A 14,578-nucleotide genomic window follows, 5' to 3' on the forward strand; every position below is an offset into this window, starting at 1 on the left:
CTACAGTTCCTCCACCCGGCGGATCAGCACCGGAAGCAGCCAGGTGCCGAGCACGCCCAGGCGGGCGCCCGCCTCGGCCTGGCGATCGGTCAGATAACGGGCGGCCAGGTCGACGAGGTAGAGCAGCGCGGTCAGCTCGCGGGCCTCCGGCGCCACGTTGAACGGGGCGAGCAGCTCGGCGGCCTGGCGTACGGTCGCCTCCACCGCGCCCTTGGCGTCGCCGGTGGACTGGATGCGCCGCTGCAGCTCGTGGTGCACCGCGTCGAAGCCGACCGGCACGCCCTGGGCGAACCGTTCCCAGTCCCAGACCAGCAGCGCGTCGGTCAGGTTGGCCATGTTCCACGGGGCCCAGTCGCCGTGCCACGCCCCGTACCGGAAGGTCGTCGCCCCGGCTTGCCGCACCAGCAGCTCGGCCGCCGCGCTCAGCGCGACCCCCTCGGGCCGGTCCTGCACCGAGCCCAGCCGGGCCCGCAGTTCGGTCCAGTACGGGCTGCCGACCAGCTGCCCGGCCGTGTAGCCGCAGCAGCCGGCGATGTCGACCATGGCCGCGGCCAGCCGGCGCGGGGTCAGCGGGCTGCGCGGCAGCCACACCGGCAGCGCCGACTGCACCAGCACCTGCAGGCCGCGCCACTGCCCGGCGTGCAGCACGGTCGGCACGGTCAGCTTGGTCAGGCCGGAGCGCTGCAACGCGATCAGCGCGTTGGTCTCGGCCCGGACCAGGCGCTGGGTGAGCGGCCCGGTGCCCAGCTTGCCGAAGCCGAACGTCTCGCCCTCCGGGCTGATCAGCTGGAGCACCGGCTTGCGGTTGGCCCGGGCCGGTCCGATGTGGATGCTCACCGCCAGCTCGCGGCCGAGCGCCTCACTCAGGTGCCGGTCGATGCTCTCCGGGCCGGTCACCTTGATGCGGTCGCGGAGCAGCACCCCGGAGGCGCCGGTGCGCAGCGCGGCCACCACGGCGTCCCGCTTGAGCTTGGCCGCGCGGGACTGCGGTTCGGCGTACCGGCGGACGGCCGCCGCGGCCACCTTGCGGGAGCCGGACGGCACGAGCAGCCGCGGGCGGCGGGCGTCCGGCACGACGTAGTACTCCGCGACCTGATCACCCTGGCCGTCGGTCGGGTAGAGGAGGCCGATGACCTCGGCCAGGTACTGCGCGCGGAGCGCGGCGTCGCCGGCGGTCAGCGCGGCCGGTGCGGTCTTGACTGGACTCATGCATCCCCCTCGAGATCGTTGCGCCAGAGCAGCGCGAAGGCCAGAACCATGAAGGCCAGGGGGGTGGCCAGCGAGTTGTACCAGAGCATGGCGGAGAACGAGGTGACGATCGCGGCGCTCGCGGCGATGCCGATCGGGCTGCGGTCGCGGCGGAACCGCCACAGGCCGTACGCGAAGAAACCCAGGTAGCCGAGCGTCCCGGCGGCGCCGTGCGCGAACATCAGCTGCCACAGCTGCCCGGTGCCGCCGACGGTGAAGTTGCCGCACCGCTCGCAGCCGGCGCTCTCCCCGACGGCGATCGAGTTGCGGCCGCCGATCGTGGTGCGGGTCGAGCCGTAGCCGATCACCGGCGACTCGAGGAAGCCGTCGATCGCCCGTTCCATCAGGAACGACCGCACGCCGTTGGACTTGCCGTTGTCCATCCGCGCGTTCACGGTGTCGCCCAGCGGGCTGGCCATCAGGGCCACCACCAGCGCGGTGCCGGCCACCACGACCGCGCCGATGATCCACAGCTTGCCCAGCAGCACATAGCGGAACGCGACGTAGAGGATGAGCACGCCGATCCCGATCCACAGGCCGCGGTTCAGTGAGACGACCGCCGGCGCGATCGAGATGCCGAGCACAACGACGGCGATCGTCTTTCTGAGCGGGCGGCGAGAAGCCCATGCGGCCACCACCAGCCAGCCGGCCAGCAGGCAGAAGTTGTTGCCCCAGGTGTTGGTGTAGCCCCACGGCGCGGCCGGGCGGGGTTTCTCGCCGCCGACGAGGTCCATGATCTGCGCCGCGTACGGGTGGACCATCGACTGCACAAAACCCTTGTCGCGTACGCCGGGCGGCAGCAGCATCTCCACCGGCGAGGTGAACTCGAACGTCCCCGCCACCATGCCGAGCAGCCCGCCGGCCACGGTCACCACGAACAGCCAGCCGAGCAGCTTCACCAGCCGGCGCCGGGGCAGTTCCAGCTCGGTCAGGTTGCCGGCGTAGAGCAGCAGCACGGTCATCGTCAGGTAGAGGCCGAGCCGGTAGCCGTACGAGATCAGCCGGTCCGAGGCGTGCTCGGCGACCGTGCCGGCCGGGTCGGCCCCCAGCGCCGCCGAGCTCACCACGACCGCCGCCAGGAACAGCCCCCACCAGGCGAACCCGGGCGGCAGCACCAGCGGTCGCCCGGCCGCGCGCCGCCGGAGCATCAGCACCAGCATCGGCGCGGCCATGATCGGGAAGATCAGCACGCCCAGCCCGAGCGCCCACCACAGTGGATACAGGGCCAGCAGGGCGGTGATCGGCCAGGCCGGGAGGGTCAGGTTCTTCTGCGCGGTATGGGCGGGGGGTGCGGCGAGGGCCGTCACTCGTCGTCTTTCTTGGCCGGCGGCGTCAGCTCGATGACCGCGGTCGGCGGGTCCTCGTGGGCGTCCTTGCCCTGCCGGGGCACCGTGGTGGTCGGGAAGCGCATGGTCCGCTCGGCGTCGAGGACCGCGGTCACCTCGGGCGACTGCCGTTCCATGGCCTTCTCCAGCGGTGTCAGGGCGACGGCCGGCGGCTGGATCTCATCGGCCCGCAGGCCCACCAGCCGCGGCAGAACCACCGCGCCCAGCAGCGGGGTGCCGACCCGGCGCAGCTGCTCGGCCGCGTCGGTGAGCATCGGCCGGCGCGACTTGCGCAGCTCGACCGCCAGGATCGCCGCGTCGGCCAGGCTGGCCAGGCTCTGCGCGTCGGCGCTGCTGCTGGTGGACGGCGCCTCGATGACCACGTACCCGGTCTGCCGGCGCAGCGCCTCCAGGGTGTCCCGTAGCCGCTGCGACTGCATCAGGCCGGCCGCGGTCGCCGCGCCGCCGGTGGTGATCACCCGCAGCGAGGGGATGCGCGGCATCCGCTGCATCGCCCGGCTCAACGTCACCCGGCCGGCCAGCAGGTCGGACAGGCCGGGCACCGCGTTGACGCCGAGCATCCGGGCCAGCGGAGCCGCGTCCACCACACTGTCCGGCAGGTGCGCGCCGATCAGCACGACGTCGCTGCCGGTCCGGGCCAGGGCCGCGGCCAGGTTCGCCGCGACCAGCGTGCTCGCCGACCCGCGGCTGGCCCCGGTGACCACGATGATCTTGTCGTCCGGGTCCAGGCTGGCCAGCACCTCGTTGCGCAGCCGGTTGAACACCCGCCCGCCCGGCCCGTACGGCTGGAGCACGTCGTCGAAGTGCGGCGTGGTGCGCTCGTCCAGCGCCGCCAGCACCGGCATCCGGGCCCGGTCGCGCACGTCGGCCGCGGTCCGCAGGCGACGGTCCAGCCGCTCCCGGGCGAAGGCCAGCATCAGCCCGGCGAGCAGGCCCAGCATCGCGCCGGCGGCGATGTTCAGCATCGTGTTCGGGCTGGTCGGCTCGGTCGGCACCCGGGCGTCGCTGATGATGCTGCCGGCCGCCACGGTCGTGGTGGTCAGCTCGTTCAGCCGCCCGGTCATCGAGTTGAGCTGGTTCTGCGAGTTGCTGCGCAGGCTCTCCAGGTTGCTGCGCTCGGAACTGCCCGCCTTGGCCTTGGCCAGCCGCGCGTTGATCGAGGTCAGGTTGGTGGTGAGCTGCCGGATCTTCAGCGACAGCGACTTGATCTGCGAGTCCAGGCCGCTGCGGGCGGTCTGCTCCCGGTTCCGCAGGTACGCCTCGGCGAACGCGTGCGATCCGGCCTGGGCCTTCTGTGGTGTGTCCGCCTCGAAGGTGATCACCAGCACCGTGGTGTTGGCGGGCACCTCGACCGAGACGGCGTGGGCCAGCTCGAGCGGGTTGCCGGTGCTCCGCAGCAGCGCCGCCGCCTTGACCGCCACCGCGCCGGAGCCGACCAGCTGCGCCTCGGTGTCCAGGTTGATCGAGCCCTTGGTGCGGCCGCCGGACTGGTTGGTGTCCTGCTCGACGGCGCTGACCAGCACCGACGTGCTCGACTCGTACACCCGGGGGAGCGTGCTGGTGAGCGCGGCGCCCAGGCCCAGGCCCGCTCCGGTCGCGGCGAGCACGACCCACCAGTGGCGGCGGAACATGCCGACGTAGTGCGAGAGGTCGGCGGATCCCGGGCGAGCTTCCATCTGTTCGGCGACCCTTTCAAGGGGTGAGGGTGAGCATTCGGGCGTTTCGCCCACGAGGGGTAAACGGCCGTCCTGCGTTCACGTAACTCACTGAGCCGAACTCGTCTTTGAAGAGCAGATCGAAAGCAGATCGATGTCGTAGCCGGGTGGGTGGTGCCGACCGTCGCTCCCGCCGAGGGTCGCTCCGCTCCACGTGCGTAAGTGGTCACCCTCGGCGCTGCGCGCCCAAAACGCCCGTGGCGGCATCCGCGCTGCGGATGCCGCCACGAACCAACACTTTGCCTACGGCAGTTTTGGCTCGACCCAGCCGTTCTCGACGAGGTAGGCCAGGACGGTGTCGATGGCCTCGGGGACGGTGATCGTGGTGGTGTCGATCGTCAGCTCGGCGTCGGCCGGGTCCTCGTACGGGTCGTCGACGCCGGTCAGGCCGCGGAGCTGGCCGGCCCGGGCGCGGGCGTACAGGCCCTTGCGGTCGCGTTGTTCGCACACCTCGAGCGGGGTGTTGACGTGCACCAGGACGAAGCCGGCGCCGGCGTCCAGGGCCAGCCGGCGCGACTCGGCCCGGGCCGACTCGTACGGCGCGATCGGGCAGGCGATGGCCATCCCGTGATGGCGGCCCACCTCGGCCGCCACCCAGCCGATCCGGCGTACGTTGCGGTCTCGGTCGGCCTTGCTGAAGCCCAGGCCGGCCGAGAGCTCGCGGCGCACCACGTCGCCGTCAAGCAGCGTGATGGTCCGCTCACCGTCCTCGCGCAGCCGGTCGGCCAGACCCCGGGCGATCGTCGACTTGCCCGATCCGGAGAAACCGGTGAAGAACACCACCAGGCCGCGGAAGCGCCGGGCCGGGCGGACCCGGGCCAGCTCCTTGGCCACCGCGGGCGGGGTGTGCCACTCGGGCAGCGGGAAGCCGCGGTCGAGGGTGTCGTTGATCTCGGCGATGGTCATGGCCAGCCGGCGGTTGCGCGGCGGGATGTCGTCGCGCCAGCGCCACTGGCCGTCGCGGTTGTCGTAGGCCAGTTCCCGTGGCACCAGCACCCGCAGCCCGCCGCCGGACAGCATCTCGCCGGTGGAGAGCACGTGGGTCACGCCGTACGACTGGGCCACCCGGGCCCGTAGCAGGGCGTCGCGCATCTCGTCGCCGCGCGGCATCAGCGGCACCGCGACGATCGTCGCCGGGGGCATCCGGTCGCGGGCCGCGAAGATCGCCCGGACCAGTGACTCGGGCGGCAACCCGTCCGGGCCCGGGCCGGTGACCGGGATGAAGATCAGGAGATGGGCCGCCAGGGTACGCGCGGCGTGCGCGATCTGGGCCAGCTGCGGCCGGTGCAGCGGCCGGTCGGCGATCACCCCGAGCACCCGCCCCGGTGGCAGCAGCGCCTTGACCTCCTCGGGGGTGCGCCGGAGCCGCTGGAACGGGCCGTGCCCGCCGTCACCCATCCGGCGGACCGAACCGCCGATCGCGGAGAGGCCGTCGGTGGTGGGCCACGCGTCGGTCACCTCGACCGCGGCCACCGGCGCGCCCTCGGGGTCGGTGAGCACCACCGTGCGGCGTTGCGGGTCGGCCAGGTCGAGCCCGGCGGCCATCTCGGCCGGGATCTCGCAGGTGACCGCGACCGGCCACTTCGTACCGTCGGCGAGCCGGCCGGTGCGGCGCAGCGCGGTCAGATCGGACCGGCCCAGAAAGCCGGTGAGCGGCGCATACGCGCCGGAGAGCAACAGCTCGAGATCCGCCAGCTCGTGAGGCCGTGGCGTGTACGCCGGAGCGTCGCGCACGACATCCTCGGGCAGCATCGAACCGTTCACCGTGACATCCCCCTGCAGCCGACTGGAGGACAGTTTCGCAGCACCTGCGCAACGGGTCGAGCCGGGCTCGATCGTCACCTTACCGGGTCACATATTAGACAAAGCAGACAATAGGTCGAATACTGGGCGATCGTGCGACGTCTCAGGCTTGTGCATCTGGCTGCGGTGACCACCGCGTTCACGCTTTCCGTGGTCGCCACCCTCTCCTGGGCGTGGACCGGCGGCGTCGATCAGCTCGGCCTGCCGTTCCCCGCCGACAACTCCTCCCAGGCCGGCAACCCGACCGTGCACGTGGCCCCGAGCAACGGCTGGGTCGATCCCGCTGTGCCCGAGCCCGGTGTGCCCGTCGTACCCGATCAGGGTCTTCCGGGCCCGCCGACGGCGTCGCCGCCGGTCACGGCCGCACCCCCCGCCGGGCCCGGTTCGCTGCCGAAGCACCGCCCCCAGCCGGCCCGCTGCCGCACCGGCGAGAAACTGGTGCCCACCTGCGGCATCCTCTGGGGCGTGGCGCCCGGCGCCTTCACCGATCAGCCCGGCGCGGTGGCGCTCGCCGCGTTCGAGCGCAAGACCGAGCGCCACCAGGACATCTACCACGCCTACCACCGCGGCGAGCGGCAGCTCTTCCCGACCAAGGAGGAGATCGGGATCGCCCGCGAGCGGGGCCGGCAGCGCCTGCTGTTCCTGAACTGGAAGCCGGCCGGCGCGTCCTGGGCCGAGATCGCCGAGGGAGACAAGGCGACCGACGCGTTCCTCGACCGGCTCGCCGTACACATCAGGAAGAACTTCCCCGAGCAGTTCTTCTTCACCGTGCACCACGAGGCCGAGGACAACGTCCGCGAGAAGGCCGGTTCCGGCTACACCGCCGAGGACTACTCGAAGATGTACCGCCACGTGGTGAAAAGGTTGCGCGCGCACGGCGTCGACAACCTGGTCACCGTGCTGGTGCACATGGCCTACGTCCCGCACACCACGCAGAGCTGGTTCGAGCGCATGTACCCCGGCGACGACGTGGTCGACTGGATCGGCTTCGACACCTACGCCTACAGCGACCCCGGCTACGGCCACGGCGACCTGACCGAGCTGCTGAACCGCAAAATGACCAGCAAGCCGTCCTGGCCCGGCTTCTACGACTGGGCGGTCACCCGGCACCGCTCCAAGCCGCTGATGGTGGCCGAGTGGGGGGTGTGGAGCTCGACGAAGAACCCCGGCCACAAGGCCGACTTCTACCGCGAGATGGCCCGCCAGATCCCCCACTTCACCAACATCCGCGCCATGGTGCACTTCGACACCCCGCACAACCAGAAGGGCCAGGACTCCCGCGTCGACGCCACCCGGGAGTCCCTCGCCGCCTACCGCCGCCTGGGCCGCCTCCCGGTCTTCCAGGTCGAGGTCACCAACGGCCTTTCCTGAGAGAGGCCGAATCAGGCGAGCATCAAGGCCACCACCGGCGCCGGAACCGCCCACGCCCGGTGGCTGAGGTCGGTGATGTTCTTGGTGGCCAGGACGCCGCCGCCGAACTTGTGCTCGGTCGCGAGGGCTTCCGGCCGCCACTTCCGCGTCACCCACTTGCCCTCGATGGGGGTGGTGTGCGCGGCTCCCGCGGGGGTGGGCACCGGCACCGGCGCGAAGTCGATCTCGCCGCCCTTGCCGGTGCGCAGGTAGCCGATGGTGTCGCCGTTGACCCATCGGCCGGCCTGGCGCGCGTCCACGGCGATGGCCAGATGAACGGCCAGGGCGGCCTCGCTCAGCGCCGTCATGTCGGGTGATGGGGTGCCCGACCGCAGGTGGTGGCCGAGCCAGGAGAGCAGCGGGTCGGCCAGGTAGAGCTTCGACTGGGATCCGCTCACCCGCACGCCGGTCTCGTCGACCTGGTGGCACCAGATCCCGGCGAAGTTGCGGACCAGCTTGTTCAGCCGGAGGTCGAAGTTCTGCCGGCTCGCGTAGCTCAGCGCCGCCGCCGTGGCGGAGCGGTTCAGCGGGGAGGCGCAGCGCGCCTGCAGCTCGGCGAGCAGCCGGGGGATCGAGTCGAGTGGCCCGTCGCGGTCGACGTCGCGATGCAGCCAGGCCTCCAGGTCGGCCAGGAACGCCGGCCCGACCAGGCCGGTGCGGGTGTGTTCGGCGACGGCGCGCGGGAAACCGCCGCTGGTGAGATAGGACTGCCAGGCCAGGTCGAGTTCGTCGGCGAAGAGTTCGAGCTGGGTCACCACGTCGCGTGCCTCGTCACTCTGCAGCCGCCACACGTCGATGGTTCCGGGCAGGGGGACGTCGGGCCGGGTCGCCCTCAGCACGTCGCGGAAACGCATCGGGTGCAGCAGTCGCAGCCGCCGGGACGCGCCCGACCCGGACCGGCCGGCCAGCAGGTCGCGCTCGACCTCGCCGGTGTCGCTCCAGGAGGAGCCGGTGCACACCACCGCGTCGTCCCCGAAGGCCGTGTTGTCCCGCTGGTACTTGAGGGTGCTGGTCCAGTCGTCGATTCCGGTCACCTCGTCCAGCAGCCAGATCCGGCGAGCCGCGGACCCTCCGGTGTCGACCGATCTGGTCAGCTCGCGCCCGAGCACCAGGGCGCGGGTGAGGTCTCGCGCCGTCATCGCGTCGGCCGGCAGATAGATGACCTGACGAGGGTCGACATCCGGCCGCCGGCACAGCGCCAGAGCGGTGTCCTTGAGCGCGACCGACTTGCCGACCCGGCGTGGCCCCCGGAGCAGGACCAAGCGGTCGTCGAGCGGATCTTCGGCCAGATCGGCCAGAACGTCAGCGCGGTAGCCGAGGTCGTACTGGGCGCGGTTGTGGAGGACGCGATCATCCGCAGCCCATGCGCACGGTTCGCCTTGGGTCACGGCGGCGCGCCACCAGGGATTCACCTCACCCAGGCGGCCCCGGATCTCATCGTCCCTCATAAGAAGAACTTACCAAAACCCTCCGGGTCCTGAGGTTCTAGTATTACCAAAACCCCCCGGTTGTCGTGTGACTATGAAACGTAACCTGAGAGCGTCCTGAGAAACCTGAGAGGGTTCTCGGGGTTCCACCTGATCCCCTGGTGTGACGAGGGTTTCTAGGCTGTCGCCGTGAGCCTCATCGCAACGGAAGCGTTGACCAAGACATATGGGGGGCGGGTGACCGCGCTCTCCGACCTCACCGTCGACGTCGAGCCCGGCGTCATCGGCCTGGTCGGGGCGAACGGCGCCGGCAAGTCCACCTTCATCAAGATTCTGCTCGGGCTGCTGGCGCCGACCAGTGGCACCGCGCGGGTCTTCGACATCGACCCGGCGAACGAGCCGGACAAGGTGCGCAACCGGGTCGGGTACATGCCCGAGCACGACTGCCTGCCACCGGACGTGTCCGCCGCCGAGTTCGTCACGCACCTCGGCCGGATCAGCGGGCTGCCCCGCTCCGCCGCGCGGGAGCGTGCCTCCGAGGCGCTCCGGCACGTCGGCCTCTACGAGGAGCGGTACCGGCAGATCGGCGGCTACTCGACCGGCATGAAGCAGCGGGTCAAGCTGGCCCAGGCGCTCGTGCACGACCCCGACCTGCTGCTGCTCGACGAGCCCACCAACGGCCTCGACCCGGCCGGGCGGGACGCCATGCTCGCGCTGATCCACCGGATCGGCACCGAGTTCGGCATCTCCGTGGTGGTCTGCTCGCACCTGCTCGGCGAGGTCGAGCGGATCTGCGACTCGCTCATCGCGATCGAGGGCGGCCGGCTGTTGCGGGCCGACCGGATCTCGGCGATGACCGAGGTGTCCGACGTGCTGGCCGTCGAGGTCGCCGAGGGCGTCGACGAGCTGGCCGGCGCGCTCGGGAGGCTGGACATGAAGGTCACCCGGGACGGGCGGCTCCTGCTGGTCGAGCTGACCGCGGACGACGCGTACGACCGGATCCTCCGCGCCGTGGCCGACCTGGACCTGCCGCTGCACCGCCTGGACCTGCGACGGCATCGCGTCGCCGAGCTCTTCACCCCGAGGGAGATGGCCGATGTCTGAGGCCAGCGTCATCCATGACATCGGGTACCAGCGGTACGACGGCCCGCGCCTGGGCCGTGGCGCGGTGCTCCGGGCGATCTACGGGCACGGGCTGCGCGCCGCCTTCGGGCTCGGCCGCAGCGCCAAGTCGAAGATCTTCCCCTGGCTCGTCTTCGGCATCACGATCCTGGTCGGGGTCATCCTGGCCGCGGTCCGCGCGTACGCCGGGGTCGTCCCGCTCAACTACGTCCAGTACGCGGACGCGATGAGCTGGCTGGTCATCCTGTTCGTGGCCGTGGTCGCGCCCGAGCTGGTGTCCCGGGACATGCGCTCCGGGGTGCTGCCGCTCTACTTCAGCCGGCCGCTGCGGGCCGCCGACTACCTCGGCGCCAAGTGGGTCGCGCTGGTCACGGCGGTGTGGCTGCTGCTCGGGGTGCCGCAGTTCATCATGTTCCTGGGCGCCGCGTTCACCACCAAGACCGGCATGTCCGGGGTGTGGAACGAGTTGGGTGATCTCGCGCCGGCCTGGGCGTACACCCTGATCTGGGCCGTTGTCTTCGCCTCGATCAGCCTGCTGGTGGCGTCGATGACCGGCAAGCGGGCGTTCGCGGCCGGCGGCATCGTGGCGGTCTTCCTGGTCACCACCCCGATCTTCGGCGTGCTGATGAGCCTGCCGTCGCGCACCGCCCAGGAACTGTCCGGCCTGGCCAGCCCGATGATGCTGATCAGCGGCGTCGGCACCTGGCTGTTCAAGGCGGGTAACACCGGGCTGCCGGTCGGCCGGTTCGGGCCGGTCTACGCCATCGAGGTGGTCACCCTGGTCGCCGCCTGCCTCCTCCTGCTCCTGGCTCGATACCGGAAGGTGGCCTCGCTGTGAGCGTCCTCGAGCTGCAGAACGTCTCCCGCTGGTACGGCAACGTGGTCGCGGTCAACGACATCAGCATGACCCTCGGTTCCGGTGTCACCGGCCTGCTCGGCCCGAACGGCGCCGGCAAGACGACCGTGCTGCACATGATGGCCGGCTTCCTGTCGGCGTCGAAGGGCCGGGTGACCCTGGACGGCGAGCCGACCTGGCGGCACCCGGCCGCGTACAAGAAGCTCGGCCTGGTCAGCGAGCGCGAAGCGGTGCACACGTTCCTCACCGCGTACGAGTTCGTCCGGGCCAGCGCCAAGATGCACAAGCTGCCCGACCCGGACGCCGCCGCCCGCCGCGCCCTCGACCTGGTCGAGATGACCGACGCGCAGGACCGGCGGATCGGCACCTACTCCAAGGGCATGCGGCAGCGCACCCGGGTCGCCGCCGCGCTGGTCCACGACCCGCAGGTGCTGCTGCTGGACGAGCCGTTCAACGGCATGGACCCGCGGCAGCGGATGCACATGATGGACCTGCTGCACAAGCTGGGCGAACGCGGCCACACCATCCTGTTCAGCTCGCACATCCTGGAGGAGGTCGAGCAGGTCTCCGGCACCGTGCAGGTGATCGTGGCCGGCCGCCTGGCCGCGTCCGGCGACTACCGCGAGATCCGCCGGCTGATGACCACCCGCCCGCACGTGTTCGCCCTGCAGTCGTCCGACGACCGCAAGCTGGCCGTCGCCCTGATCGGCGAGAAGTCGGTCAGCGGCGTCGAGATCGATCACAGCGGCCTGACCGTCCGCGCGTCGGACTACGGCAGCTTCACCCGGGCGTTGCCCCGGATCGCCCTGGGTGAGGGGATCCGGCTGCGCAAGCTGTTGCCCTCCGACGAGTCCCTGGAGAGCGTCTTCTCCTACCTGCTGGAGGCATGATGTCCACGGTCGCCTACATCACCGCGCGCGGCCTGTTCGGCCGGCGCCGGGCCCTGCTCCTGCTGCCGTTGCCACTTCTGCTGGTCGGTCTGGCCGCTCTCTGTGTCGCGTACGACGTGAACCCGCAGAACTGGGGCCCGACGGTCCTGGTCGGACTGGGCCTGGCCGTGGTCCTGCCCGTGGTGACGCTGATCGTCGGCACCGGCGTCCTCGGCTCCGAGGTGGACGACGGCACGATCGTGCACATCCTCACCAAGCCCATGCCGCGCCGCGACATCATCCTGGCCAAGCTGGGCGTGGCCATCCTGGTCTCGGCGGTCACCTCGGCCGTCCCGCTGTTCATCGCCGGCTGGCTGGCCGACTCACCGAAGCTGGGCCTGGCCCTGGCCGTCGGCGCGGCCGTCGGCGCCGTCGCGTACTCGGCGTTCTTCCTGCTTCTGAGCCTGCTGACCCGCCGCCCGGTGCTCCTCGGCCTGGTCTACATCCTGGTCTGGGAGGGCCTGCTGGCCCGCTTCGTCAGCGGCACCCGGGTCCTGTCGATCGAGCAGTACGTCATCGCCATCGCCGACCGGATCGCCCCGACCAACCTGCTGACCGGCCAGGTCGGCGCCCCCCTGGCGATCATCATGACCGTGATCGTGACCCTGGGCTGCACCATCTTCGCCATCGACCGCCTGCGCAGCTTCTCGGTCGCCGGCGAGACGAGCTGAGATATTACTTCCGACCGGGCGACAAAGAAGAAGATCGATGTCGTAGCCGGGTGGGTGGCCCAGACCGTCGCTCCCGCCGAGGGTCGCTCCGCTCCACCTGCGTGCGTGGTGCGCTCAAAAAGAGCGCACCACCCCGCACGCGTAAGGGGAGGCGGCCCGTCAGCTCGGGTGGGTGACCACCACGACCGGGCGGGAGGAACGCTTGACCAGGTCGAGGGGGACGCTGCCGAGGAGGCGCTCGGCCACCGCCGGCCGGGTTGTCGCGCCGACAACGATCAGGTCGGCGTTGTGGCGGTCGGCGGCGTCGAGGATGCCGTCGACCGGGCGGCCGGACAGCACCGCGTGGGTCACCGGGACGCCGGCCTCGGCGAGGCGCCGGGACATCGTGGCGGCGGCCAGCTCGGCCGCCTGGGTGAAGACGTTGCGGGGGACGGCGGCCAGCCGTTCCAGCTCGACCGCGTCGACCGCGACGACCATGACCTCGGCCCCGGTCTGTTTGGCCAGGCCGATCGCGGCGTCGGCGACCCACGGTTGATCGGCGTCAGGTTTCGCGGCCACCACGATGCGCATGTCACAGATTTCTACCGGCTCGACTGCGATCCGTCGATAGTTGGGCTCGACATATCCGGAGGTTTGTACCACCCTCCGTATATGGCGGACGCTGTCACAACCGAGGAGCCCACCCTCAAGCGGGTCATGGGGCCGGGCCTGCTCCTGTTGTTCGTGGTCGGTGACATCCTCGGCACCGGCGTGTACGCGCTCACCGGCCGGGTCGCCAAGGAGGTCGGCGGGGCGGTGTGGCTGCCGTTCCTGTGCGCGTTCGTGGTCGCGCTGCTCACCGCGTTCAGCTATCTCGAACTGGTGACGAAGTACCCGCGGGCGGCCGGCGCCGCGCTCTACACGCACAAGGCGTTCGGGATCCACTTCCTCACCTTCCTGGTCACCTTCGCGGTGATGTGCTCGGGCCTGACCTCGGCGTCCTCCGCGTCCAAGGCGTTCGCGGCGAACTTCGCCGACGCGTTCGACCTGTCGCTGGGCGAGGGCGCGGGACTGATCGCGGTCGCGCTGGGCTTCATGACGCTGATCGCGCTGGTCAACTTCCGGGGCGTCGGCGAGAGCGTCAAGCTCAACGTCCTGCTGACCTGCGTCGAGCTGACCGGTCTGCTGATCATCATCTGCATCGGCGCGTGGGCGCTGGGCGGCGGCGACGGCGACCTGTCCCGGCTCACCGACTTCCAGGCCGCCGAGGGGGAGAGCGCCTTCTTCTCGGTGACCGCGGCGACCGCGCTGGCGTTCTTCGCGATGGTCGGCTTCGAGGACTCGGTCAACATGGCCGAGGAGACCAAGGATCCGGTCCGCATCTTCCCCAAGGTGATGCTGACCGGCCTGATCATCACCGGCGTGATCTACGTGCTGGTCTCCATCTCGTCGGTGGCCCTGGTCTCGCCGGCCGACCTCGGCGAGGGTGACGCGCCGCTGCTCAAGGTGGTCGAGGCGGGCGCGCCGGGCTTCCCGCTGTGGATCTTCGCGTTCATCACCATGTTCGCGGTGGCCAACTCCGCCCTGATCAACATGCTGATGGCGTCCAGGCTGCTCTACGGCATGGCCAACGAGCGCGTGCTGCCCAGGGTCCTCGGCAAGGTGCACCCGGGCCGGCGTACGCCCTGGGTCGGGATCGTCTTCACGACGGTGATCGCCTTCGGGCTGATCTGGTTCGCCGACCTGACCGCGCTGGGCGGCACCACCTCGCTGCTGCTGCTCTGCGTCTTCACCGTGGTGAACGTGGCGGTGCTGGTGCTGCGCCGCGACCCGGTGGAGCACAAGCACTTCAAGGCCCCGACGGCGATCCCGGTGATCGGCGCCGTCGTCTGCGCGTACCTGGCCAGCCCGCTGTCCGGCCGGGACGCCGCCGACTACCGGGTGGCCGGCATCCTGCTGGTGATCGGCCTGGTGCTGTGGCTGATCACCTGGTTGTCGAACAAATCCCTCGAACGTCGCGCACAGTGACCCGGGGGTTCCATCCGGTGATCGATTGTGGACGAGTACGGTGC

The 14,578-nt window shown here is 70.8% G+C and carries 12 protein-coding genes; 6 read left to right on the plus strand and 6 right to left on the minus strand.

Annotated elements, in window-relative coordinates; all coding sequences use genetic code 11:
* The 4 genes from AB0O15_RS15490 to cysC all read right to left on the minus strand — a co-directional run bounded on the left by AB0O15_RS15490 (position 1) and on the right by cysC (position 6,061).
* Positions 1-1,209 (minus strand): hypothetical protein, encoded by a 1,209-nt coding sequence (locus AB0O15_RS15490; protein WP_364318693.1) that lies wholly within the window; start codon positions 1,207-1,209, stop codon positions 1-3.
* Positions 1,206-2,555, minus strand: a complete 1,350-nt coding sequence (locus AB0O15_RS15495) for a hypothetical protein (RefSeq protein WP_364318695.1) — start codon at positions 2,553-2,555, stop codon at positions 1,206-1,208. Before AB0O15_RS15495 ends, AB0O15_RS15490 begins: the two co-directional genes overlap by 4 nt.
* The gene (locus AB0O15_RS15500; RefSeq protein WP_364318697.1) at positions 2,552-4,270 is read right to left on the minus strand and encodes a Wzz/FepE/Etk N-terminal domain-containing protein; all 1,719 of its coding nucleotides are present in this window, start codon (positions 4,268-4,270) and stop codon (positions 2,552-2,554) included. The genes AB0O15_RS15495 and AB0O15_RS15500 overlap by 4 nt, the downstream gene beginning before the upstream one ends.
* Before the next feature lie 282 nt (positions 4,271-4,552).
* Complete coding sequence (gene cysC / locus AB0O15_RS15505) at positions 4,553-6,061, minus strand: adenylyl-sulfate kinase (RefSeq protein ID WP_364319046.1); 1,509 nt, start codon at positions 6,059-6,061, stop codon at positions 4,553-4,555.
* Between the two features lie 144 nt (positions 6,062-6,205).
* Here cysC and AB0O15_RS15510 point away from each other — a divergent pair, with 144 nt between their 5' ends.
* Entirely contained in the window at positions 6,206-7,483 is a 1,278-nt protein-coding gene (locus tag AB0O15_RS15510) for a glycosyl hydrolase (RefSeq protein ID WP_364318699.1), read from the plus strand.
* An 11-nt stretch (positions 7,484-7,494) separates the two neighbouring features.
* Here AB0O15_RS15510 and AB0O15_RS15515 read toward each other — a convergent pair whose 3' ends face one another.
* Positions 7,495-8,970, minus strand: coding sequence for an AAA family ATPase (locus tag AB0O15_RS15515; RefSeq protein ID WP_364318701.1), 1,476 nt, complete (start codon positions 8,968-8,970; stop codon positions 7,495-7,497).
* Positions 8,971-9,138: 168 nt separating this feature from the next.
* Here AB0O15_RS15515 and AB0O15_RS15520 point away from each other — a divergent pair, with 168 nt between their 5' ends.
* From AB0O15_RS15520 to AB0O15_RS15535, 4 genes are read left to right on the plus strand one after another with little or no spacing between them, the layout of a single operon-like run.
* Positions 9,139-10,053 (plus strand): ABC transporter ATP-binding protein, encoded by a 915-nt coding sequence (locus AB0O15_RS15520; RefSeq protein ID WP_364318703.1) that lies wholly within the window; start codon positions 9,139-9,141, stop codon positions 10,051-10,053.
* Positions 10,046-10,909, plus strand: a complete 864-nt coding sequence (locus AB0O15_RS15525) for an ABC transporter permease (protein WP_364318705.1) — start codon at positions 10,046-10,048, stop codon at positions 10,907-10,909. The genes AB0O15_RS15520 and AB0O15_RS15525 overlap by 8 nt, the downstream gene beginning before the upstream one ends.
* Positions 10,906-11,817, plus strand: coding sequence for an ABC transporter ATP-binding protein (locus AB0O15_RS15530; RefSeq protein ID WP_364318707.1), 912 nt, complete (start codon positions 10,906-10,908; stop codon positions 11,815-11,817). Before AB0O15_RS15525 ends, AB0O15_RS15530 begins: the two co-directional genes overlap by 4 nt.
* Entirely contained in the window at positions 11,817-12,527 is a 711-nt protein-coding gene (locus AB0O15_RS15535; protein ID WP_364318709.1) for an ABC transporter permease subunit, read from the plus strand. Before AB0O15_RS15530 ends, AB0O15_RS15535 begins: the two co-directional genes overlap by 1 nt.
* 159 nt (positions 12,528-12,686) lie before the next feature.
* Here AB0O15_RS15535 and AB0O15_RS15540 read toward each other — a convergent pair whose 3' ends face one another.
* A complete protein-coding gene (locus AB0O15_RS15540) occupies positions 12,687-13,097 on the minus strand; it encodes a universal stress protein (protein WP_364318711.1) in 411 nt (136 codons plus the stop codon).
* Positions 13,098-13,178: 81 nt separating this feature from the next.
* Here AB0O15_RS15540 and AB0O15_RS15545 point away from each other — a divergent pair, with 81 nt between their 5' ends.
* Entirely contained in the window at positions 13,179-14,534 is a 1,356-nt protein-coding gene (locus tag AB0O15_RS15545; protein WP_364318713.1) for an APC family permease, read from the plus strand.
* Positions 14,535-14,578: the final 44 nt, after the last annotated feature.

The sequence above is a fragment of the Actinoplanes sp. NPDC089786 genome, from assembly GCF_040684855.1.
GTDB lineage: Bacteria > Actinomycetota > Actinomycetes > Mycobacteriales > Micromonosporaceae > Actinoplanes.

Bases quoted from the DNA above. Each gene is read 5' to 3' on its own strand.
- AB0O15_RS15490 (WP_364318693.1), bottom strand. From the start codon at position 1,209: ATGAGTCCAGTCAAGACCGCACCGGCCGCGCTGACCGCCGGCGACGCC.
- AB0O15_RS15500 (WP_364318697.1), bottom strand. From the start codon at position 4,270: ATGGAAGCTCGCCCGGGATCCGCCGACCTCTCGCACTACGTCGGCATG.
- cysC (WP_364319046.1), bottom strand. From the start codon at position 6,061: ATGCTGCCCGAGGATGTCGTGCGCGACGCTCCGGCGTACACGCCACGG.
- AB0O15_RS15515 (WP_364318701.1), bottom strand. From the start codon at position 8,970: ATGAGGGACGATGAGATCCGGGGCCGCCTGGGTGAGGTGAATCCCTGG.
- AB0O15_RS15525 (WP_364318705.1), top strand. From the start codon at position 10,046: ATGTCTGAGGCCAGCGTCATCCATGACATCGGGTACCAGCGGTACGAC.
- AB0O15_RS15535 (WP_364318709.1), top strand. From the start codon at position 11,817: ATGTCCACGGTCGCCTACATCACCGCGCGCGGCCTGTTCGGCCGGCGC.
- AB0O15_RS15540 (WP_364318711.1), bottom strand. From the start codon at position 13,097: ATGCGCATCGTGGTGGCCGCGAAACCTGACGCCGATCAACCGTGGGTC.
- AB0O15_RS15545 (WP_364318713.1), top strand. From the start codon at position 13,179: ATGGCGGACGCTGTCACAACCGAGGAGCCCACCCTCAAGCGGGTCATG.